The sequence below is a fragment of the Oerskovia sp. USHLN155 genome, assembly GCF_037145535.1.
Classification (GTDB): domain Bacteria; phylum Actinomycetota; class Actinomycetes; order Actinomycetales; family Cellulomonadaceae; genus Oerskovia; species Oerskovia rustica.
This window is the reverse complement of record NZ_JBBCXG010000008.1, coordinates 94,216-117,351: the sequence shown is the minus strand read 5'-3', so window position 1 is coordinate 117,351 and position 23,136 is coordinate 94,216. Positions and strand designations below refer to the sequence as shown.

At 76.1% G+C, this 23,136-nt stretch carries 9 protein-coding genes; all 9 read right to left on the bottom strand.

Annotated elements, in window-relative coordinates; translation table 11 throughout:
• Positions 1 to 2: 2 nt before the first annotated feature.
• Complete coding sequence (locus tag WFH32_RS12975; protein ID WP_336707762.1) at positions 3 to 4,235, bottom strand: non-ribosomal peptide synthetase; 4,233 nt, start codon at positions 4,233 to 4,235, stop codon at positions 3 to 5.
• A complete protein-coding gene (locus tag WFH32_RS12970) occupies positions 4,232 to 12,874 on the bottom strand; it encodes a non-ribosomal peptide synthetase (RefSeq protein WP_336707761.1) in 8,643 nt (2,880 codons plus the stop codon). The genes WFH32_RS12975 and WFH32_RS12970 overlap by 4 nt, the downstream gene beginning before the upstream one ends.
• Entirely contained in the window at positions 12,871 to 16,368 is a 3,498-nt protein-coding gene (locus WFH32_RS12965) for an amino acid adenylation domain-containing protein (protein WP_336707760.1), read from the bottom strand. The genes WFH32_RS12970 and WFH32_RS12965 overlap by 4 nt, the downstream gene beginning before the upstream one ends.
• A complete protein-coding gene (locus tag WFH32_RS12960; RefSeq protein WP_336707759.1) occupies positions 16,368 to 17,396 on the bottom strand; it encodes an ABC transporter substrate-binding protein in 1,029 nt (342 codons plus the stop codon). Before WFH32_RS12960 ends, WFH32_RS12965 begins: the two co-directional genes overlap by 1 nt.
• Before the next feature lie 112 nt (positions 17,397 to 17,508).
• Complete coding sequence (locus tag WFH32_RS12955) at positions 17,509 to 17,760, bottom strand: phosphopantetheine-binding protein (protein WP_191796257.1); 252 nt, start codon at positions 17,758 to 17,760, stop codon at positions 17,509 to 17,511.
• Positions 17,757 to 18,590 (bottom strand): ABC transporter ATP-binding protein, encoded by an 834-nt coding sequence (locus WFH32_RS12950; RefSeq protein WP_336707758.1) that lies wholly within the window; start codon positions 18,588 to 18,590, stop codon positions 17,757 to 17,759. The genes WFH32_RS12955 and WFH32_RS12950 overlap by 4 nt, the downstream gene beginning before the upstream one ends.
• Positions 18,587 to 20,032, bottom strand: a complete 1,446-nt coding sequence (locus WFH32_RS12945) for a lysine N(6)-hydroxylase/L-ornithine N(5)-oxygenase family protein (RefSeq protein WP_336707757.1) — start codon at positions 20,030 to 20,032, stop codon at positions 18,587 to 18,589. Before WFH32_RS12945 ends, WFH32_RS12950 begins: the two co-directional genes overlap by 4 nt.
• Positions 20,029 to 21,753, bottom strand: coding sequence for a (2,3-dihydroxybenzoyl)adenylate synthase (locus WFH32_RS12940; protein WP_336707755.1), 1,725 nt, complete (start codon positions 21,751 to 21,753; stop codon positions 20,029 to 20,031). The genes WFH32_RS12945 and WFH32_RS12940 overlap by 4 nt, the downstream gene beginning before the upstream one ends.
• Positions 21,750 to 23,111, bottom strand: coding sequence for an isochorismate synthase (locus WFH32_RS12935; RefSeq protein ID WP_336707753.1), 1,362 nt, complete (start codon positions 23,109 to 23,111; stop codon positions 21,750 to 21,752). The genes WFH32_RS12940 and WFH32_RS12935 overlap by 4 nt, the downstream gene beginning before the upstream one ends.
• Positions 23,112 to 23,136: the final 25 nt, after the last annotated feature.

Here is a 23,136-nt window from a genome sequence, read left to right as displayed (position 1 = left end):
GGTCAGTGCCTCTCGTCGGTGCTGGGTCGGGTGGCCGCAGGAGCCTGGGACAGGTGTCGCGCGAGGACCGGGCCGAGCTGGCCGATCGCCGCGGGCGACACCATGTCGTGGTGGCCTGCGAGGACCGTGTGCTGGGTCACGGTCCCGGTCACGTGCGGGGCCCAGGCGTCGCGCTGGGCCGTGAGGTCAGGGCGGTCGGCGCCCTCGTTCGCCGTGAACAGCAGCAGGTCGCCCCGGAACGGGGTGTAGCGGGCCTGTCCCATGAGGTCGCACGAGTACAGGTAGGTGTCGACGACCGCGGCGAGCCCGTCCTCGTCGAGGTCGCCCCAGGCACCGGGCGCGTCGGCCAGGACGTCGAGGACGTCGTCGCGCGTGGGCGCGGCGACCAGGTCGGGGTCGGCGCCGCCGGCGGCGAGCAGCGACCGCAGGGCGTCGACCTCGACGCTGGCGAGATCGTCGGCGTCGACCTCGCCGCCCCCCGCCGACGGTGACGCGTTCCCCTGCCGAGGGTGACCGTCCTGCCCGACGGCGCCGCCCACCCCGGGCACGACGGCCTCGGCGTCGAGCATCGTCAGGCTCGCGACGACGTCCCCCGCCTCCTGCAGGCGGGTCGCCACCAGGTGGGCCAGGTGGGCCCCGAACGAGTAGCCGAGCAGGTGGTACGGCCCCCGCGGCTGCACCTCGCGCACCGCCCGGACCGACTGCTCGGCGAGGTCGACGAGCGAGGAGGGGGCGCCGTCGGGCCCCGCGAGACGCGGCGACTGGAGCGCGTGCACCGCCGTCCCGGCCGGGACGTGCGGGACGAGCGACGCGAAGGACCACCCGAGGCCGCCCGCCGGGGCGAAGCAGAAGAGCGGCGCGGTCCCGGTCCCTGCTACGGTCCCGGGCGCCGGAGCGCGCAGGGTGAGCGTGCCCGCGAACGGGTCGGTCTCCGGGGCGTCCCAGTGCGCGACGATCGCCTCGACCGTCGGAGCGGTCACGAGGACGCCGACGCTGAGCGGGCGCCCCAGCCGCGTGCGGACCATCGAGACCGCACGCATCGCCAGGAGCGAGTGGCCCCCCGCGGCGTAGAAGTCGTCGTCGGCGCCGAAGGTCGTCACGCCCAGGACCTCGGCGAAGATCGCACAGAGCTCGCGCTCGAGGTCGGTCCGGGGCTCGCGCCCGCCCTCGCGCGTGAGGTCGGGAGCGGGCAGGCGCCGGACGTCGAGCTTGGCGTGCGGCGTCAGCGGCAGCTCGTCGAGCGGGACGAGGGCCGACGGGACCAGGTGGTCGGGAACCGTTCGGCGCATGGTCCGCAGGACGTCGGCCAGCAGGGCCGGGTCGCCGTCGGAGGTCTCGGCGCCCTCGGCGAGCACCACGTAGCCCACGAGGACGTGACCGCCCCCGGCGCCCCGGCGCGCGACCACGGCGCACTGCGCGACCCGCGGGTCGCGCGCCAGCACCGCCTGCGACTCCCCCGGCTCGACCCGGTAGCCCCGGATCTTGACCTGACCGTCGCTGCGCCCCAGGAAGTCGAGCTGCCCGTCGGGCCTGCGGCGCACGACGTCACCCGTGCGGTACATGCGCGCACCCGGCACCCCGAACGGGTCGGCGACGAACCGCTCGGCGCTCAGCCCGGGCGCCCCGTGGTACCCGCGTGCGAGCCCGATCCCGCTCACGTACAGCTCGCCCGGCGTGCCGTCGGGCACGGGCGCGAGCCCGGAGTCCAGGACGTACACCGACGTGTTGGCGATGGGACGCCCGACGGTCGGGCGCCGGCTCTCGTCCGTGCCGCCGCCGAGCGTGTTGATCGTGTACTCGGTCGGGCCGTACAGGTTGTAGCCGCGCGTCCCCGGGGTGGCGACGATCGCGTCCCACACCTCCGCACCCACGGCCTCGCCGCCCAGCAGCACGAGGCCCGGGCGGTACCGGCCCTCGTCGAGCAGGCCCTCCGCGAGGAGCGCCGAGCACACCGAGGGCGTCACGTTGACGACGTCGATCCGCTCCGCCGCGCAGTACGTCGCCATCGCGTGCGGGTCGCGTCGAACGGCCTCGTCGAGCAGGTGCACCTCGTGGCCGTCGACGAGCCACAGCAGCTCTTCCCACGACATGTCGAACGCGAACGAGACCGTGTGCGCGACCCGGACCGGCTCCTCCCGGAGCCCGGCCGGGCGGGAGGCCACGAGCGGCTCGAAGATCTCCGCCCGGTGGTTGCGCAGCATGTTGACCAGCCCCCCGTGCTCGATCGCCACGCCCTTGGGCGCACCCGTCGAGCCCGACGTGTACATGACGTACGCGAGCCGGTCGTGGCGGTAGGCGGGCCACGGGTCGTCGCCCCGGGCCGGGTTCGCGTCACCCTCGGCCGGCGCGTCCGTCACCGTCGGCGGCAGGTCCGGTCGCCTTCGGCGGGCGGGTCCGTCACCCTCGGCGAGCCGGTGCGTCGCCGTCGGGGGGACCTGGAGGTCCTGGGGGACCTGGGGCGCCGGCACCACCGCGCGGCCCGCCAGTGCCGGCCCCACGAGACCCCGGAACGACTCGTCCAGCACCACGGCGCGCGCACCTGCCGCCTCGACGATCGCGCACAGCCGTTCGGCCGGGTGCGCGGCGTCGAGCGGCACGTACGCCGCCCCGGCCCGCAGGGTCGCGAACAGCGCGACGACGAAGTCGATCCCGCGCGGCACCGCGAGCGCCACGACGTCCTCGGGCCCGGCACCGGCCGCGACCAGTGCGCGCGCGAGCAGGTCGACGCGCTCGCCGAGCCGGGCGAACGTCACCGAGTCGGTGCCGTGGACCAGCGCCGTGCGCTGCGGGTGGGCCGCGACGGCCCGGTCCAGCAGGTCGAGCAACGAGTCGTCGCCGACGTCCTGCGCCGAGCGGACGCCACGTGACAGGAGGAGGGGCGCGACGTCGTCGGTCACCGCTGCGACCCGGGCGACCGGAGCACCCGGCTCGCCCACCGCGCGGCGCAGGACGGCCTCGACCTGGTCGAGCAGGGCATGCGCCCGGGCGGCGTCCACGACGTCGGTGCGGTGCGACAGGATCAGCCGGTACGGCTGCCCGGGGTGGACCACGAACGTCAGCGGGTAGTGCGTGGCGTCGCCGCCCTCGACGTCCTCGAGGCCCACGGCCGCGCTGAGGCGGTCGAGCTCGGCGTCGTCCTCGGGCGTGTTGCGCATGACGTAGAGCGTGTCGAACAGCGTCCCGACGCCCGCCCGGCGCTGCAGCTCGCCCAGGCTCACGTGGTGGTGGTCCATGAGCTCGGCCTGCTCCGACTGGAAGCGGCGCACCAGGTCGCGGAACGGCTCCCCAGGCCGCGTCGCGAGCCGCACGGGCACGGTGTTGAGGAACAGCCCGACCATCTCCTCGACGCCCGCGAGCGCCGGCGGGCGACCCGAGACCGTGCTGCCGAACACGATGTCGTCGCTCCCCGTGACCGAGCGCAGCGCGAGCGCCCACGCGGCCGAGTAGACCGTGCTGACCGAGACCGCGCACGTGCGCGCCAGGGCCAGGACCGCGAGCGAGAGGGTCGGGTCGAGGTCCCGCTCGACGACCTCGGGCATCGAGGCCCGACGGCGCGGGTCCGGCGGGGCGACGAGCGTCCCCTCCGCGAGGCCCGCCAGCGAGACGTCCCACGCGGTCGCCGCGGCGTCGTCGTCCTGCGCCGCGACCCACGCCAGGTAGTCGCGGAACTGCGGGGCGGGCGGCAGGCTCGCGTCCTCGCCGCCCGCGGCGTAGTGCCGCAGGAGCTCGGTCACGAGCAGCGCGTCGGACCAGCCGTCGAGCAGGATGTGGTGGTTCGTGACGACGAGCGCGGCCCCCTGCTCGCCGAGCCGCACGAGCACGAAGCGGATGAGCGGCGGGCGGTCCATGGTGAAGCGGCGCTGGCGCTCGTCGTACTGGAGCCGGTCGAGGGCGGAGGTGTAGTCGTCGGGCCGCGCGAGGACGAGGTCGGAGAGGTCCTGGACCCGCCACGGGACCGTGACCGCCGTGGGCACGAACTGCACCGGGCGCGCGAAGCGCTCGTGCGCGAAGCCCGCGCGCAGGACCGCGTGCCGCCGCAGCAGCGACTCGCACGCGCGCTGCATCGCGGGCTCGTCGACGCCGCCCGGGAACCGGTACGTCGACTGCATCGTGTAGACGTCGAGGCCTGTGTCCTCCGAGACGGCGTGGAAGAGCAGACCCTCCTGGAGCGGGGCGAGGGGCAGGACCTCGGCGATCGTGGGAGCGGGGGTGGTGCGCTCGTCGGTCGTGGTCATGTCAGGTTCCTCATCAGGTCGTCGAGGTCGCCGAGCTCGCTCGCGGACATCGCGAGGAGCGGGGAGACGAGCGGGGGGCTGTCAGGACCAGCGGGGTCGCGAGGGGCCGCTGGTCCTGACACGGCGGCGGTGGTGGCAGGGACGGCGGTGGGGCGGGCCCGCAGGGCGAGCGTGGCCGGGGTCGGCGCCGCGAAGACCGAGCGCGGGTCGACCGTCCAGCCCCGCGCGCGGAGCGTCGTCGTGACCTTCATCGCGACGATCGAGTCGCCGCCCAGGGCGAAGAAGTTGTCGTCGTCGGCCACGCGCTGCACGCCCAGCGCCTCGGCGAAGACCTCACGGACGACGCCGACGGGCGCGCCCTCCGGCGCGTCCGCCGTGGAGGCCACGCCCCCGCGCTGCCCTGCCGATGCGCGCTCGCACAACGCCGGGTGTCGCTCCGCGAGCCCGGCCAGCACGTCCTCGACGGGCGTCGAGGGGGCGTCGGCCAGCAGCCCGAGCACGTCGACGACGGCCGCGAGCGCCGCCCCGGCCCGGTCGGCGGGCACCGACGCCAGGTGGTCGAGCTGCACGCTCAGCCCCTCGGACGCGTCGACGGTCAGCGCGAGCGGGTACTGCGTGCGGTCGTCGCCCTGGACGTCCGTGATCCGCAGCCCGGCCCCGGCGCCGGGCTGGGCGTCGGCGTCGCGCGGGTAGTTCTCGACCACGAGCAGCGTGTCGAACAGCTCGCCGACCCCGAGCGCGCGCTGCACGTCCGCGAGCCCGACGTGGTCGACGTCCCGCAGGCCCGCCTGCCGCTCGTGGACCGAGCGGACCAGGTCCGCGAGGGTCCAGGTCGCACTGTCCCCCGGCACCCGGACCGCGATCCGCACGGGCACCGTGTTGACGAACATCCCGAGCACGTCGTGCGCACCCTCGATCTCCGCGGGCCGCCCGGCGACGGTCGTGCCCGTGAGGACGTCGCTCTCCCCCGTGAGGGCGGCGAGCACGAGCCCCCAGGCCGAGGTCACGACGTCGGCGGTCGTGACCTGCGCGGCCCGTGCGGCCGCGACGAGCCGGGTGCCCAGGCCCTCGGGCGTCGCGTGCAGGACGGCCGGGCGCTCACCCGTGTCCTCGGGCTCGGCCACACGCACGGGCCGCGCCCCGGCGAGGGCGTCTCGCCACACGTCCACCGCGCCGGCGTCGCGCCGTGCGAGGCGCCGGGAGAGCTGCCAGGCCGTGCTCGGCGCGGGCAGGACCAGCCCCGTCGGCGAGCCGGAGGGCGTCGCTCTCGCAGGTGCACCGACGCGGCGCACGTACGCCCCCAGCAGGAGGTCGACGAGGAACGGCACCGACCAGCCGTCGAGCAGCACGTGGTGGTTGGTCACGACCAGCCGGTGCCGGGCGCCCTCGTGGGAGCCGACCCGGACGACGACGAGCCGCAGCAGCGGCGGGCGCGCCAGGTCGAACGGACGGTCGAGCTCGTCGGCCATGATCTCGCCCAGGGCTCGGCGCACGGCGTCCGGGTGAGCGACGTCGTCGGGCAGCGTGACCTCGTGCAGCGGGACCTCGGTGACGTCCGTGACGACGAGCCCGACGTCCTGCGGGCCGCGTGCTGCGACCGCGAGGCGGAGCTGCGGGTGGGCCGCGAGGACGTCGGCCGCGGCGGCACGCAGCGCGGCGACGTCGAGCGGGCCGTCGAGCCCCACGTCGATCGCGCTCGTGTACCGGTCGACCGGTGCTTCCAGGGCGTGCAGGACCATGCCGCGCTGGACGGGGGTGAGCGGCCACGGAGCGCCCGTGGGGATCATCGTCGCCGGGCCGACGGTGGGATCGCCCGCCTCGGCGACGGCCCCGCGGACGAGCGCGCGCAGGTGCTGGACCCACGCCTCGACCAGCGTCTCGCCGAACGAGCCGACGCCCTCGCCGAGGGTGACCGGCTCGCCCCGCGAGGGTGACGCCTCACCGTTCCCGGTCACCGCGGGGGCCAGGAGCCAGCGCGCCACGAGCTCGGGCACCGGGCCGTCGGCCACGTACGCGTTGAGCTCGACCGGGTGCGACAGAGGCAGGTCGGCGTGCAGGCCGAGCGCGGACTCGACGTGCGCGGCGTCGGCCACGCTCCCCCAGTCGTCGCCGCTCTCCGTCTCACGCCCCAGGTAGTTCACGAGGACCTGCGGCGGGCAGGCTGCCGCGGCGTCGCGCAACGCCGCCGACGCGCCCGGCGCCAGGTGGCGCAGCAGGCCGTACGCCCGGCCGTCGCCCGGGACCGCGGCGGCCTGGCGGGACGTGGCTCGCAGGTGCGCGGTCGGCGTGGCTCCGGGCACGGCAGCGAGGCGCAGCGGCCAGGTGGTCGTGAACCAGCCGACCGTGCGCGAGAGGTCCGGGCCCTCGCCGTCGAGACGTCGCCCGTGCCCCTCGGTCTCGACCACGAGGTCCGCGCCGGCCCGCGCCGCGCCCGGCGCCACGTCAGATGCCGCGTCGGATGCCACGCCGGCGGCCGCCACGTCCGCCGCGGCCAGCGACAGCGCCGCGAGCAGCACGTGGTCCGTGCGGTGCTCGGGGGCAAGTCCCAGCAGGAGCCGGGTGTCGTCGGCACCGAGACGCACGACGACCTCGCGAGCGCTCGACACGGTGTCGAGCGCCGGGTCGAGCGGTCGAGCCGTCAGCGAGACGGCCTCGCCGGAGTGCACGTCGACCCACGCGGGCAGCTCGCCCGCCCGGTGCGCGGCCTCGTCGTGCATGGCGGACGCCGCGGCCCGCAGGCTCGCCGACGCGGGCGGCAACGAACCACCCGCGACGAGCGTCCGCAGGTCGTCCACGAGGATGCGCCACGACACGGCGTCGACCGCGACGTGGTGAGCCACGAGGGCCAGCTCGTGCGTCCCCCGGTCCCAGACCGCGCGCAGGACCCGGCCCGTCGCCGGGTCGACCTGCGCCGCCGCGCCACGCAGCGCCTCGGCGAGAGGGCCGTCGGTGACGTGCAGGACGTCGCCCGACCCGGCCACCACGGCGGGTGAGGCCGCGTCGAGGACGCGCGCGGCGCCGTCGTGCACCGCGAGACGCAGTGCGCCGTGGGCCTCCACGAGGGCCGCGAGCGCCGCCCGCAGCGAGTCCTCGGTGAGGCCGGCGGGCGTGCGCAGGACGCGCACCTGGACGAACCCGCGGTGGTCGCCACCGGTCTCCAGGAGCCACGCGAGCGCGGGGGTGAGCGGCAGGTCGCCCGACTCGGCGACGTCCGCGGTGCGGGCGGCCGGTCGCGCGGGAGCGGGCGCGACCTCGGTCGCGGCGAGGGCGATGCCCGCGGCCGTGCGGCCCGCGAAGACCGCCCCGACCGTCACGGACAGCCCCCGTCCGCGCAACGCGCCGACGAGCTGCATCGCGCTGATGCTGTCGCCGCCCGCGGCGAAGAAGTCGGTCGTCGGGCCGACGTCGTCGCCCAGGACGCGGGCGATCTCGGCACGGACATGCTCGGTGCGCTCGTCCGCGTGCTGGTCGTGCGGCCCGACGGCGCCGCTCGTCGGCACGTTCGCGTCACCCTGGGCGTCGGCCCGGGGTGCGGGCCGGGACTCCGTGCGGGGGGCGGGCTCGGCGGGGGCCGGGCGTGGGACGCGCACCTCACCGACGAGGGCGTGCGCCGTCGGGAGGGCGCCGCCGCGGGCCAGGTGCTCGACCGCCGCGGTGAGCGCGGCCGGGAGGACGGCGCTGACCGCGGGGTCGAGCGTGCCGGGACGCTCCTCGATCTCGATCGTGAGCCCGCCGTCCGCGGAGGGCAGGACCGTGACGGTCACGGGGTAGTGCGTCGCGTCGTGTCCGCCGGTGGGAACGACGTCGACGGGCCGAGGGTGACGTGCTTGCCCGCCGAGGGTGACGTGCCGGCCCCCCGAGGGTGACGTGCCTGCCTGTCGAGGGTGACCGGCACTCGGGTCGAGGGTGACCGCAGCACCGCCGACGGTGACCGCGGCAGTCGCGCGCGGGTAGCTCTCGACGACCACGAGGGTGTCGAACAGCGAGTGGCCGGCGATCCGGGCGATCGACGGAAGGCCCACGTGGTGGGCGTCGAGCAGGCGAGCCTGGCGCGCCTGGACGTCCTGGAGCAGCGCGTCGGCAGCGAGGTGCGCGCCGGCCGGGACCCGGACCGGCGACGAGCTCACGAACATGCCGATGATGCGATCGGCGCCGTCGAGGTCGGTCGGGCGACCCGCGACCGTCGAGCCCACGACGGCCTCGGGCTGCCCGGTCAGCGCCGCGACGACAAGGCCCCATGCCGTCTGGACGACGGTCGCGGGCGTGACCTCGGCGCGACGGGCAGCCACGCGGAGTCCTTCCGCTCCCGTGGGGAGCGTCGTGACGACACGAGCGTCACCGTCGGCGGGCGAGTCGGTCACCGTCGGCGCGCCGGCATGGTGCACGCCCAGCAACGACGGCTCCTCGAGCCCGGCGAGCTCCGCCCGCCACAGGGCCTCGACCTCGGCACGGGTGGACTCTGCGTCGCGCAGCCACGTCAGGTAGTCACGAAAGGTCGGCCCGCCCGGCCCAGCACCCCACCCAGCGTCCGACGTGAGGGTCCTCCGCAGGTCCTGCGCCAGGAGCGGCACCGACCATCCGTCGGTCAGCAGGTGGTGCATCGCGAGGACCAGGACGTGCTCGTCCTCGCCCGTCCGCACGACCGCGCCCGACACGAGCGGCGCGAGCGACAGGTCGCCCAGCCGCGAACGCTCGGTGAGGTCCACCTCGTCGAGCAGGGCGGCCAGCGCCACCGGGTCGAGCCCGCGGCCGTCGTGCTCGGCGACGAGAACCCGGGCAGCATCGGGCACGAAGAAGACCGGCGCCGGCAGGTCGAGCTGGAGCACGCCGCCCCGCAGGTTCGCGTGGCGGCCCACGAGCGCCTGCACAGCGCCTACGACCCGCGCAGTCCCGTCGTCGCCCAGCCCGGTCACGGTGAACCGGGTCGTGGTGCGGTACGCGTCGGCCGCGTCACGCGCGGCCTCGGCGACCATGCCGAGCTGGGTCGGGGTCAGGGGCAGCACGTCGACGACGCGGGACGCACCGGCCACGACCGCGCGCACGTGCTCGTCGAAGGCGACAGCCTGCGCGGCGGTCAGCGCCACGAGCACCTCGGAGGCCCCACCCGCACCCGCACCCGAGGTGACGGACCTGGACGCGGCGCCGTCGGGCCGGACGCGCCGCGCCATCTCGCGCGGCGTGCGCGCCGCGAACAGGTCCGCGGGCGAGAGGACGAGCCCCTCGCGGCGCAGCGCGGCGATGAGCTGGAGCGCGTCGATGCTGTCGCCCCCCGCAGCGAAGAAGGACTCGTCGAGGCCCACGTCCTCCCCGCCCAGGACGCGCGCGGCGGCCGCGCGGACCTGCGCCTCGACGGGCGTCGGCTCGGCAGCGGGCCGCCCGACGGACGCGGTACCGACGCCGCCGGCCCCGCCCCCGGAGGTCCGCGACCCGTCCCAGTCGGGCGCGGGCAGCGCACGGCGGTCGAGCTTGCCGTGACGCGTGAGCGGCAGGGCGTCGAGGGTGACGAACGCGGTCGGCACGAGGTGCCGCGCGAGACGCTCGCCCGCCGCGGCACGCAGAACGCCCGGGTCCAGCCCAGCTCCCGTCACGTACGCCACCAGCCGAGCACCCCAGCGCGGGTGCTCGGCGAGCACGACCGCGGCCTCGGCCACACCGTCGAGCGCGACGAGCGCCTGCTCGACCTCGCCCGGCTCGATCCGGAACCCGTGCAGCGAGATCTGGTCGTCGTTGCGCCCCAGCAGGCCCAGGGTGCCGTCCTCGGCGCGGCGCGCGAGGTCGCCCGTGCGGTACATGCGCTCCCCCGGGACCCCGCCGGGCCGGGCGACGAAGCGGCTCGCGGTCAGGCCCGCGCGCCCCAGGTACGCCTCGGCGAGCTGCGGTCCCGCGAGGTACAGCTCGCCCACGGTGCCTGCGGGGACCTCGCGCAGTGCAGCATCGAGCACCACGGCCTGCGTGCGTCCCACGGGTCGCCCGACGACGGGCTCGGCCGTGTCCGCGACGTCGGCCGCGAGGGCGTCGACGGTCGCCTCGGTCGGCCCGTACAGGTTGACGACGCGCGCGCCCGTGCGCGCCGCGAGCTCACGCATCCGCGTCCACAGCGCGGGCCCGAACGCCTCGCCGCCCGCGACGCAGATCCGCGGCAGACGCGTCCAGTCGGCGCCCGCGAGCAACGCACCCCAGACGGTCGGCGTGAAGTCGAGGTAGTCGATCGCGTGCTCGGCCGCGTAGTCGCGCAGCGCGACCGGGTCGAGGAACACGTCCTCGTCGAGCACGTGCAGCTCGTGGCCCGCGGCGAGCGCGAGGAACGCGTCGTAGTGCGCGTCGAACGAGAACGCCGCGGTGTGCGCGACGCGCAGACGCTCGCCCGCCGGGTAGAGCTCGGTGCGGTGCCGGTCCAGCAGGTGCGCGAGCGCGTCCTGGCCCACGGCCACGCCCTTGGGCTCGCCCGTCGATCCGGACGTGAAGATGATGCTGCCGACGCACGCGCGCAGGGTCGCGGCGTCGGGGGCGGGCGGCAGGTCGTGCCCGACGGCGGCGCTCGGCTCGGGCGTCCGGGACGCCGCAGGCGCGTCGTCGTGCCCGACGGCGGTGCTCGCCCCGGGTGCGTCCGTCGCTCCGCGGCCGGGCACGGGCGCCGCGTCGAGGGGGCGCGGCCCGTCCTCGTCCCACAGGAGCCGCGCACCGCTGATCCGCAGGACGTGCGCGCGGCGCTCGGGCGCCCCGTGCGGCAGGGGCGTCACGGCCAGGCCGCGGCGGAGGGCCGCGAGGATCACGTGCACGATCCGTTCGTCGCGCGGCAGGTCGATCGCGAGCGCGTCGCCCGGCCGGGCCCCGCACGCCGTGAGGCGACGCTCGGCGCGCGTGACCGCGAGGTCGAGCTCGGCGAACGTCCACCGTCGGTCCCCCACGACGAGTGCGCCCGCGTGCGGGTGGCGCGCGATCGAGTCGGCGAGGACCTCGGTCACGAGGGCCGGGCGGCTCGTCCGTGCGCGGCCGGCTGCCGGGGCGGCTGCTGTGTCGGCCGCCAGGCCGGCTGCCGGGGCGGCGGCCGACGCGGCGGGTGCACCCGGGGTGGACGCGGTGGCCGCACCGCCCGAGGTCGGGGCGGCGGGACGCCGCGGGACCAGGTCGAGGCCCGCGACCCGCGCGCCCGGGGTCGTGGCGCTCGCGAGGAGGATCCGCTCGAACGTCGCGAGGAGAGCGTCGGCGGCCGTCGACGTGAAGGCGGCCGCGTGCGCGTCGAGGGCGAGGTCCCACGTGTCGGGTCCGGCGTCGACCGCGAGCGCGAGGGGGAAGTGCGTGTCGTCCTGGGTCGCGAGCACGCGCAGGCGCACGGGGTCGAGGCCGACGATCGTCGGCGCGACCACGCCGGCGCCGGGCGCCTGCTCGAACGACACGAGCGTCGTCGCGACGGGCGTCTCGGACCCTGTCGCCGCCTGGATGCCGCGCAGCCCGACGTGCTGGTGCTCCCACGAGGCGTTCCACCGGCGGGAGTGGTCCGCGACGACCTCCCCGAGGGTCGTGGCGGCGTCGGCGTCGACGCGGGCCACGACCGACTCGGTGAGCATCCCGACGATCTCGTCGGCGTGCTCGACCTCGGGGCTGCGGAGCGCGACCGGGACGGCGAAGGTCGCGCAGCTCGAGCCTGAGTGGGCCGCGACGGTCAGGCCCCAGGCGGCGCGTACGAGCGTGGCCGACGTGACGCCCTGGGCGCGGGCTCCACTGCGGATCGCCTCGACGGCGGTCGTGCCGAGGGTCCGGTGGGTCGTGAACGCGTCCGAGGGCGTTCCGCCCGTCGCCGTCCACGCGTCGGCCACGGGCCAGCGGGACGGCTCGACGTCGGCGAGGGCCTCTCGCCAGTGCGCGCGTGCTGCGTCGGCGTCCTGCCGTCCCAGCCACACGAGGTGGTCGACGAACCGGCCCCGGGCGGGGGCGAGGGCGAGGGCGTCACCCTCGGCGGGCGAGTCGGTCACGGTCGGCGACGGGTCGGTCACCGTCGGCGCGAGATCCGGTCGCCCTCGGCGGGTGGGCTCGTCACCCTCGGCGGACAGCTCGGCCCCGTAGAGCCGCGCGACCTCGCGCACGAGCAACGGCATCGACCAACCGTCGAGCACCAGGTGGTGGCTCGTGACGACCAGCACGTGGTGCTCCGCGCCGAGCGAGACGACCCCGAAGCGCACGAGCGGCGGGTCGGCCGGGTCGAACGGGAGCGACCGCTCGGCCTCGGCCGCGGCACGGGCAGCGTCCCGCAGGGCACGGTCGGCCCCGAGAGCGTCGTCGGCGCCCACCTCGCCTGCGCCAGAGGCCCCGCCCGCGCCCCCTCGCCCGCCAGCACCCGCACCCACGGAGCCCGGGACGTCCGCGTCGTACCAGACGACCTCGGCCGTGGCCTGGATGGGGACGAACTGGACCGGGTCCAGGTCGTCGTCGACCGCGAACCCCGCACGCAGGTTCGGGTGGGCCACGAGGAGCGCGTCGAGGCTGCGTTCGAGGGCGGGACCGTCGAGCGGGCCGCGCAGCTCGACGAGGGTCTGCCCCACGTACGGGTCGTGGCCGTCGGTGAGCCCCGCGTGCGCGGTCAGCGCACGCTGCAGCGCGGTGAGGGGCCAGACGGCCTCGATGGCCTCGGTCGAGCTCATGGTCGTGCCTTCCGTGTGCGTCGGCGGTCGCCGAGGAGTGCGCCGAGGCGGTCGAGGTCGCCGGGCGCGAGGTCGAGGAGCGGGGTTGCCGCGTCCGAGGGGGTGGCGCTCGCCGCGTGCGTCGTCGCTGCGGGCGGGGCAGCGGGCGACGCGACCGGTTCGAGGGGCCGCAGCCTGTCCGCGACCCCCGTGACGGTGCGTTGCTCGAACACGTCCTGCACGCTCGAGCGCCAGCCCTTCTCGCGCAGTCGTGCCACGACGTGGATCGCGCGGATGCTGTCGCCGCCGAGCGCGAAGAAGTCGGCGTCGGGCGGGACGGGGCCGCTGTCGAGGGCCGAGGCGAACGCGAGGGACACGTCGGTCACCGTCGGCGGAAGCGCCGGTCGCCCTCGGCGGGCGCTCCCGTCACCCTCGGCGGGGTCCGTCACCCTCGGCGAGGGAGTCGCGGGCTCGGGGAGCGCCGCGACGTCGAGCTTGCCGTTGGTCGTGAGCGGCAGCGCGTCGAGCGCCACGACGGCCGAGGGCACCAGGTGCTCGGGCAGCACGTCCGCGAGCGCCGCGCGCAGCGCGTCGCCTGCCAGCCCGGGGCCCACGACGTACGCGACGAGACGTGCCCCGAGCGCGGACCTGCGCGCCTGCACGGTCGCCTGCACGACGCCGGGCAGCGCGAGCAGCGCGGCCTCGGTCTCGCCGGGCTCGACGCGGAACCCGCGGATCTTGACCTGGTGGTCGCGCCGACCGACGTAGTGCAGCAGTCCGTCGGCGTCACGGCGCGCGAGGTCGCCCGTGCGGTACATGCGCGCCCCCGCCGTCCCGAACGGGTTCGCGACGAAGCGCTCGGCCGTGAGGTCGGGGCGGCGCAGGTAGCCGCGCGCGAGCTGGGGGCCGGCGAGGTAGAGCTCACCGACCACACCGTCGGGCACGGGCCGCAGGTGCTGGTCGAGCACCAGAGCAGCGGTCGCGCTGAGCGGTCGCCCGATCACGGGTCGGTCCGCGTCGTCGCCCGTCGCACCCACGGCGTCGACCGTGTACTCGGTGGGCCCGTACAGGTTGAGGACGTCGAGGCCCGGCTGTGCGCGCAGCGTGGTCCACAGCGCGGGCGGGCAGGCCTCGCCGCCCACGGACACGGTCCGCAGCACGTGCTCGCGCTCGAACAGCCCGGCCTCGACGACGGCCGACATGACGGTGGGCGTGAGGTCGAGGCGGTGGATGCCGCGCTCGACCACGAGGTCCACGAGGGTCCCGGGGTCGCGGTACTGCTCGACGTCGAGCAGGTGGAGCTCGTGCCCCAGCAGCAGGGTGAGCAGCGTGTCCCACGAGCCGTCGAACACGAGCGGCATGGTCTGCGCGACGCGTTGCGCCGGGGCCGGGTACCGCCCCGCTCGCGGCACGACGTGCTCCTGGTGGTAGGCGAGGAACTGCGCGAGCGCGCCGTGGCTGATCCCGACGGCCTTGGGCTCGCCCGTGGAGCCGGAGGTGTGCAGGACGTAGGCGAGCGCGTCGCGGGGCACGTCGAGCGCGTGCCACAGGGGCGTCTCGCCCCGGGCGGCGGCGTCCCCGCGCGGCCCGACGACGACGCGTCCCGTCCACAGGGAGCCGTCGCCGCTGTGGAGGGACGGGCCGGCAGCGGCCGTGACGTCGGCGACGACGAGCCGTGCCTCGTGCCGGTCGACGAGCGCGAGGCGTCGCGCGGGCGGGGTCCGGTCGTCGAGCAGGAGCGCGGCGGCCCCGCAGCGGTGCAGCGCGAGCAGGGTCACGACGTAGTCGGTGCCGCGCGGCAGGTCGATCGCGACGAGCGTGTCGGAGCGGGCGCCGGCCGCGACCAGGCGTCCGGCGAGGTGCGCGACGGCCTCGTCGAGCGCGCGGAACGTCGAGGTCTCGCGCGCGACGAGCGCCACGGCGTCCCGGCGCAGGGTCACGGCCTGGTCGAACAGCGACCCGGCGAGCCGGGGCAGCGCGTCACCGGGGAGCGCGGGGCCGGTCGAGGCGGCCACGATCGCGACCTCGGTCGCCGCGGGCGCGAGGCCGAGGCTCCCGACCCGCGCGTCGGGCGCGGCCCGGCCCACGCTCTCGAGGAGGTGGGCCAGCTCGCGCAGGCGAGCGGCGACGTCGGGCGCGGTGAAGAGGTGTGCGGGCGCGGTGCCCGCCAGGCGCAGCTCGTCGCCGTCCGGCCCGGGGACGCGCACGACCGAGACGGCGAGGTCGTCGACGGGTCCCTCGGCCACGTTGCGCAGCCGGCCGACGGCGGCGCCGAAGCGCAGGTCGTGGTCGAAGAGCTTGACGTTGAGCTCGGCCGCGGTCACGGCCGAGCCTGCGTCGCGCACGATCTGCTCGGCCGGGTAGCGCCCGTGGCGGCGCAGCTCGCCCACGCGCTCGCGCACCTGCGTCACGAGCTCGTCGACGCGCTGCCCGGGTGCGACGTCGACCACGACCGGCAGGACGTTGACCCGCATGGTCGGCACGACCGCCGCGACCGACCCCATGCGGTTCATGGCGGGCATCGCGACGCTCACGCGGCGACGCCCCGCGACGAGGGCGAGGTGGACCGCGAAGGTGGCCGCGACGACGTCGGGCCAGCCGGCCCCGGACCGCGCGGCGACCTCCTCGAGCGGCCCGACGGCGCAGCCCACGTCGTGCGCGACGCGCACCACGGCGTCGGCCGGCACCGGACCGGCGACGGTCTCCGCGAGCGGCCCCTCGCTGAAGCTCCCGGGACCGCCGTCGAGGACGCCTACCCGCGAGGCCCAGTGCTCCCTGTCCCGCTCCCGCTCGGGGGACACCGCGTAGCGGGTCTCCTCGGCCACCACGTCCGCGACCTTCCCGAACGGGCTCGGGCCCACGTCGCGCCCCGAGGTCAGCGCGGTGAAGACCTCGGCGACGCGGCGCACGACGAGCGTGATCCCGTACGCGTCGAGGATCGCGTGGTGCACCACGAGGGACCACCACACGGTCGTGGCGTCGAGGCGGACGATCGTCTGGCGGGCCAGGCCCGGGACGTCGAGCGCGAAGGGCAGCGCCCGGTCCGCCTCGACGAGAGCGGCCGCGCGCTCCCGGGCGTCGGGCACCCCCGACAGGTCGAGGACCCGGACGCCGCCGGTCACGGCGTCCGCGCGCGCCCTCGTGAGCGCGGGACCGCCGGCCGGGTGGACGACCTGCGCGACGTCGTCCGACACCACGAACGCCGTCCGCATCGCCTCCGTCTCCCCGACCACCAGCTCGACGGCGAGCGCCAGCACGCCCGTGTCGACCTCGCCCGTGATCTCGACGACCTCGCCCACCGCGAACGCGGACGTGTCGGGGCGCACGAGCTGCGCGCCGATCACGCCGAGCTGCGCGGTCGTGAGCGGGAAGGCCGCGGGCGTCGCCGTCGCGGAGCGCGGCGCGGCTGGGACCGGCGCGACCGGGAGGACCGGCACGGCCTGCCCCGTCGGCGCGGCCTTCCCCGTCGGAGCGGCGCCGGACGGCAGGAGGTCGGGGGCGGAGGACGTCGTCATCAGCCCTGGAGGTCCTCGAGCACGACCTCGAGCTGGTCGAGGACGTCGAGCGCCAGGCTGTAGCGGTCCGCGAAGAAGTAGCGGATGCCGTACGCGTGCCCCGCGGTCACGGCAGGGAGCGACTGGTAGGTCGAGGCGGCCTCGAGCTCCTCGGCGCCGGGGCCGGGCCGGCCGTCGACCGTCTGCTCGGTCAGCACGACGGTCGCGTCCGCGACCTGGCCGAGCTGCTCGTAGGACAGGAACGCACCGTTCTCGGTCGTCTCCTCGGCGACGACCTTCGGCAGGGGCGCGTCGATGTCGGTGAGGATGCCGCCGATCCAGGAGATCTGCGAGTAGACCGTGATCTCCTCGAACGAGTCGAGCCCCGCGAACGTGTTGGCCGCGATGACGTCGCCGTACGTCTCCTTGATCTGCGCGACGCGCGCCTCGTACTCGGCCTTCGTCGCCTCGGCCTCCTCGCCCGCTCCGAGCGCCGTCGCGATCTCGACCGACGCGTCCTTGACCGTCGCCGAGCCCGTGGCACGGATGAGCACGGTCGGGGCGATCTGCGACAGCTTGTCGAAGTCGGCCTTCTTCTCGGCGCTGAGCTCCTCCTCCTTGCCGCCGCGGACGAACCCGACGATCAGGTCGGGCCCCAGCGACGCGATCTTCTCGTAGTCCCACCCGTCCGCGCCCATCACGATCGGCAGGTCCGCGACCTGCTCGAACTCCTCGGGCAGGTACGACTCGGCCCAGTCGCCGTCCGCGGTCGCGACGGGCACGATGCCCGCCTCGAGGAGCGGCCCCGTGCCGCCTTCGAGGGCGACGACGCGCTGCGGGTCCACGGGGATGTCGACCTTCCCGAACGCGGTCTCGACCGTGCGGGTGCCCGCCTCGGCCGAGGAACCGGCGGGCTCGTCGGCCGCCGACGTGCCGCCCGCGCACCCGCCCACGGCAAGGACCCCGGCGAGGGCCGGGACGAGCAGCCAGGCGGTCGCGCGGGAGGTCCGGGTACCACGTGCGGTGGTGAGGGTTCGGGTGCTGGACATGCTGGGGTTCTCCTTGAGGTGGTCTGGCCAGGTCGTGCGGCGGATCGGAGGTGGTGCGTGGGCCGGCGGGGCGGCGCTGGGTGGGCGGTGCTGACGGTGCGGGCGGCCCGCCTCAGGCGGAGACGCCCAGCGCGCGCAGACAGCCGCGCAGCGTGGGCTCGACCGCGACCTGGGCGAACTCGACCGGCCGGCCCGCGGCGCGCCAGCGTTCGAGCAGTGCCATGAGCCGCACCGAGTCGAGGCCGTGGTCGGTCAGGTCGTCGTCGAGCCCGATCTCGTGCGCGGCCGAGCCGCCCGCGCCGAGGACGTCGGCGAGGTCCGCGAGCGCCTGCTCGCGCGTGATGGTCGAGGTCGGGTGCGTCATGCGGATCCTCCGGCGGGGTGCGGTGCGCTGGTGCGCGCGGGCGAACGCCTGGCCAGGACGTCGGAGCGGACGGGGACCACGAGCGGCCAGCCCTCGGGGTCGGTCACGACGTGGGCGCGGATCCCGAACACGTGCCGGACGACGTCGGCGTCCAGGACCTCCTCGGGGCGCCCCTGGGCCACGACCGCTCCGTCCTTCATGAGGACGAGCTGGGTCGCGTACCGGACGGCGAGGTTGAGGTCGTGCAGGACCGCGACGACCGTGCGGCCCTCGTCGTGCAGGCGCGCGCACGTGTCGAGGACGTCGATCTGGTGCGCGATGTCGAGGAACGTCGTGGGCTCGTCGAGCAGCAGCAGGGACGTCTCCTGCGCGAGCGCCATGGCGATCCACACACGCTGGCGCTGCCCGCCGGACAGCTCGCTCACGCGCCGGGTCGACAGGTCGAGCGTGTCCGTGGCGAGGAGCACCTCGTCGATCACCCGGTGGTCCTCGGCCGACAGCGCCCGCAGGAAGCCCTGGTGCGGGTGTCGTCCGCGGGCCACGAGGTCGCGCACCCGGATGCCGTCGGGACCGACGGGGGCCTGCGGCAGGAACGCGAGCCGCTTGGCGACCTCTCGGGGAGGCATCGACGTGACGACCTGCCCGTCGAGCTCGACCGTCCCCGAGGTGGGTCGCAGGATGCGTGCGAGCGACAGCAGCAGGGTCGACTTGCCGCAGCCGTTGGGCCCGACGATGACCGTGAGCTCGCCCTGGAGGATCTCGAGGTCGACGCCCTGGAGCACGTCGCGCTTGCCGTAGCCGACGCGCAGGTCGGTCGTCGCGAGGCTCATCGGACGACCAGCGGGTCGGGCAGGACCGTGCCGCCGGGCAGGACGCCGCCCGACGGCGTCGCGCGCGTCGCACCGGCCGTCTGGCCCGGGGGGAGCCCGGCGGCCCCGGCGGCCCGGCGGGCCAGGACCGACGCGAGCACCTCTCCGGCGCGGACGCCCAGCGTGGACAGCAGGGTCGAGCTGAGACCGTGCGAGTGCTCGGACTGCCCCACGAGGTAGAGCCCGGCGTCGGCGGGCTCGGTGAGGCGGGCGCGGTGGTCGCGGTACAGGTCCAGGGCCCCGTCGGCGTCGCGACCGAGCAGGTCGGTCGTGCCGCCGAGCAGCGTCGCCGGGTCCAGGGGGCGGTAGCCCGTGGCGAGCACGACGAGGTCCGCGTCGAGGACGGCTGTCGTCCCCGTGAGGTTCTCGGCGAGCGTCAGAGCCACCGGGCCGTCCCCCGGGCCGCCCATCGGGCCGTCCGAGGTGTCCCGCACGTCGAGCACCTCGGTGCAGCGGTGCCAGTGCAGGCGCCCGCGACCGAGCCACCGGTCGCGGTACTCCCGCTCGTGCAGGGTGCGGATGGTGTCCTCGGCGACGACCGAGTAGTTGGTGTTGCGGTGGTGCGCCATGAGCTGCTTGCGCCCGGCGGGCGGGGCGTCGTAGAAGACGTCGACCGCGCCCGGGTCGAACACCGAGTTGGCGTAGGGCGTCGAGTCCGAGGGCGAGAAGCCGTAGCGGCGCGACACCGAGTGGACCTCGGCCCCGGGGAACCGGTCGTAGAGGTCGATCATGATCTCGGCCGCGCTCTGCCCCGCGCCCACGACCACGGCGCGGCGCACGTCGTGGTCGACCAGCGCGACGCGGTCGAGGTAGCGCTGGTTGTGCCAGACCCGACCGGACTCGACGACTCCCGCCGGGAGCCGGGGCTGCAGACCTGCGGCGACGACGACGTCGCGGGCCCTGGTCGTGCTCGGGCCGTGCTCGCCCGCGACCATGACGTCGAACGCGACGACCCGACCGTCGTCGCGCACGGGCGTCACGGACTCGACCGACGAGCCGTAGCGCGTGAACCCCGCGAGGCGGGCCGCGGCCCAGCGCAGGTAGGCCGCGAACTCGACGCGCAACGGCGCGAAGCTGCCCCGGTTGAGGAAGTCGACCAGGCGGCCCTGCTCGTGCAGGAACGCGAGGAACGAGTAGTCGCTCGTGGGGTTGCGCAGCGTCACGAGGTCCTTGGCGAACGCGACCTGCATGTGCGCGTCCTCGAAGAGCATCCCGTGGTGCCAGCGCGAGGTCGCCTGACGCTCGTGGAAGACCGCGCGCAGCGGTTCGTCGGACGTCGCGTTGTGCTCCTCGACCGCGATCGCGAGCGCCATGTTCGACGGCCCGAAGCCGAGGCCCAGGACGTCGACGTCCACGTCGTGCGCCGTGCGGTTGGGGTCCTGCGTGCGGGACGGGTTGCTCATCGCGTGCTCCACGGCTGGGGTTCGGTGCCGGCGGCCGCGGGAGCGGGGGCCGGGTGGGCGCGGTCGACCTTGCCGACCGCGGTGGTGGCGAGCGCCTCGACGGTCTCGAAGCGGTCGGGGATCTTGTAGGCGGCGATGCCGCGCTCGCGCAGGAACCGGCGCAGCACCGGGCCGGTCGGGGCTGCCGTTCCGGGCCGGGCGACGACGCGCGCGGTCGCGCGCTCGCCCAGGTACTCGTCGGGCTCGCCGACGACGCTCGCGTCGAGCACGTCGGGGTGGGCGCGCAGGTGGTTCTCGACCTCGGCGGGGGCGATCTTCTCGCCCCCGCGGTTGATCTGCTCCTTCGCGCGCCCGACGACCGTGAGGTACCCCGCGGCGTCGCGCACCACCAGGTCGCCCGTGCGGTAGAAGCCGTCGGCCGTGAACGCGCGGGCGTCGTGCTCGGGCGCCCGGTAGTAGCCGCGGATCGTGTAGGGGCCGCGGGTCAGCAGGTGCCCGGGGTGCCCGTCGCCGACCGGGCGGTCGTCGTCGTCCACGACGAGGACCTCGTCGGCGGGAGAGATCGGCCGTCCCTGGGTCCCGACGACGACCTCGCGCGGGTCGCCCGCCCGGGTGTAGCAGACGAGCCCCTCGGCCATGCCGAAGACCTGCTGGAGCGTGTCCCCGAAGACGTCGAGCAGGCGCTCGGCCGCGCTCGTCCCCAGCTTGGCTCCCCCGACCTGGAGGACCTCGAGCGAGGAGAGGTCGTACGCTGCGACGAGCGGCGACGCGGCCCAGACGTGCGCGAGCGGCGGCACGAGGGCGACATGCGTGACACGGTGCCGCTCGACGAGCGCGAACGCGGTGTCCGGGGCGCCGTGCGGGGACAGGACGACGGTCCCGCCCGCGTGCAGGACCCCGAGCACGCCGGGCGACGTCAGGGCGTAGTTGTGCGCGACGGGCAGCGTCGCGAGGTACACCGAGCCCGGGCCGAGGCCGCAGATCCGGGCGCTCTCCCGCACCGAGTACAGGTAGTCGGCGTGCGTGCGCGGGATGAGCTTGGGCGTGCCCGTGGTCCCGCCCGAGAGCTGCAGGAGCACGACGTCGGCCGGGTGGGCGGCGTCCTCGAAGGGGCCGCGGACCGCGGTCAGGTCGGCCCGGCGCAGGTCGTCGAGGGAGTGGGCGGTGAACGGGCTGGGTGCGTCCGGCTGCTCGCCGTGCGCCGCAGGGGGCGCGCCCACGACGACGTGCCGCACCGAGGCCACGGCCGCGGCGACCTCTCGGGCGAGGGCCGCGTGGTCGAAGCCCGCCTCGACGCCGCCGACCACGAGCGCGACGGCGCCCGTGTGCGCCGCGAAGTACTCGACCTCGGCCCGCCGGTGCGCGGGCAGCGCGAGGACCGGCACGATGCCCGAGCGGCCGAGCGCGACGAGCACCTCGACCAGCTCGCTCGCGCTCGGCAGCTGCACGACGACGCGGTCGCCCCGGCGCAGCCCGAGCGCCGCGAAGCCGTGCGCGAGGTCGTCGGCCGCGTGGTCCAGGTCCGTGTAGGTCAGGCTGCGGGCCGCGTCGACGAGCGCGGTCGCGTCGGGCCGTGCGGCCGCGGCGCCGCGCACGAGCGAGCCGAGCGTCTGGTCGGTCCAGAACCCGGCCGCGCGGTAGCGGTCCGCGGCCTCGGCGGGGACCGGCACGACGCCGTCGAGCACGTGGGGCGCTGGACGCACCCGTGGGGCGGCGGTCACGACACGCTCCCCAGCGCGGACAGCAGCGTCGAGAACTTCACCGCGGTCTCGGCGTGCTCGCCCTCGGGCGTGGACCCGACGACGACGCCCGCCCCCGCGAAGAGCCGCACGTCCGCGCCGCGCACCACGCCGCAGCGCAGCACGATCGCCCACTCGCCGTTCCCGGCCTGGTCCGCCCAGCCGACGAGGCCCGTGTAGAAGCCGCGGTCGAACGGTTCGAGCGAGCCGATGAGCTCGCGCGCGGCGGCCTGCGGGTGCCCGCAGACCGCCGGCGTGGGGTGCAGCGCGTAGACGACGTCGAGCACCGAGACACCCGGCTTCAGGCGGGCGCTGATGGGCGTGCCCAGGTGCCACAGGTGCGACGTCGCGACGAGCTCCGGGGTCGCCGGCACGTCCAGGTCGTCCTCGTGGGCGACGTACGTGCGCAGCACCTCGCGGATCGCGTCGGTCACGAACGCGTGCTCGCGCAGGTCCTTCTCGGACGTCAGGAGCCGCTGCGCGGTCGCGCGGTCCTCCTCGGGGTCGGCAGAGCGCGGCGCCGACCCCGCGAGCGGGTGGCTGTGCAGCACGCCGTCGCGCACCGAGACCAGGAGCTCGGGGCTCGCCCCGACCAGGTGCCCCTGGTCACCGGGCAGCTCGACGTCGAACACGTACGCGTCGGGGTTCGCGCGTCGCATCGCGGCGCGCACCGCGCGCCGGTCGAGCAGGCCCGGCGCGGACACGTCGAGGGTGCGCGCCAGGACGACCTTCTCGGCCACGCCGTCCTCGAGCTGGGACACGGCCCGCCCGACGGCGGCGCGGAAGACCACGTCGTCGCGTCCGGGCAGGGCCGTGGGCCCGGCGGGGTCCGTCGGCGCGGAGCGGACCGGTCCCGCTGCAGGCTCGCCGTCGGCCGCCGGCGCGGGGACCGTGCTGGACGGTCCGGGATCGTCCTGGTGGCTCTGGTCCCTCCGGTCGCTCTGGTCGCCGTGCCCGGCTCCCACGGGCCGCCACGACTGGTGCGCCGGGACGACGAGGTGCGCGGGACGCGAGGAGTCGAACGGGATCGTGCCCACGAGGATGGGCGCGGGCTCGCCGGCCCAGCGTGCCGAGGCCGCTCGGGCGAGCAGGTCGCGTGCGGCGGCCGCGACCGTCGGGCCGTCCCACGACGGCACGTCGAGGCGCTCGCGCACACCGTGTGCCACGAGGCCCACGTCGGGCGACGCGAGACGGAACTCGGCGTGCCCGAGGGGGGCGTCGTCGTCGGGCGCTCCGGCGGGAGCGGTGGTCCCGGTGGCCCGGGAGCGGCGGCGCGCGTGCGCCGTGTCGAGCACGACCGCGGTACCTGTCGGGTCGTCGAGCACGGTGAAGCCGGTCATGAGGCGTCCTCGGTGTCGATGGGGT

Bases quoted from the DNA above. Each gene is read 5' to 3' on its own strand.
- WFH32_RS12975 (WP_336707762.1), bottom strand. From the start codon at position 4,235: ATGACCACGACCGACGAGCGCACCACCCCCGCTCCCACGATCGCCGAG.
- WFH32_RS12970 (WP_336707761.1), bottom strand. From the start codon at position 12,874: ATGAGCTCGACCGAGGCCATCGAGGCCGTCTGGCCCCTCACCGCGCTG.
- WFH32_RS12965 (WP_336707760.1), bottom strand. From the start codon at position 16,368: ATGACGACGTCCTCCGCCCCCGACCTCCTGCCGTCCGGCGCCGCTCCG.
- WFH32_RS12960 (WP_336707759.1), bottom strand. From the start codon at position 17,396: ATGTCCAGCACCCGAACCCTCACCACCGCACGTGGTACCCGGACCTCC.
- WFH32_RS12955 (WP_191796257.1), bottom strand. From the start codon at position 17,760: ATGACGCACCCGACCTCGACCATCACGCGCGAGCAGGCGCTCGCGGAC.
- WFH32_RS12950 (WP_336707758.1), bottom strand. From the start codon at position 18,590: ATGAGCCTCGCGACGACCGACCTGCGCGTCGGCTACGGCAAGCGCGAC.
- WFH32_RS12945 (WP_336707757.1), bottom strand. From the start codon at position 20,032: ATGAGCAACCCGTCCCGCACGCAGGACCCCAACCGCACGGCGCACGAC.
- WFH32_RS12935 (WP_336707753.1), bottom strand. From the start codon at position 23,111: ATGACCGGCTTCACCGTGCTCGACGACCCGACAGGTACCGCGGTCGTG.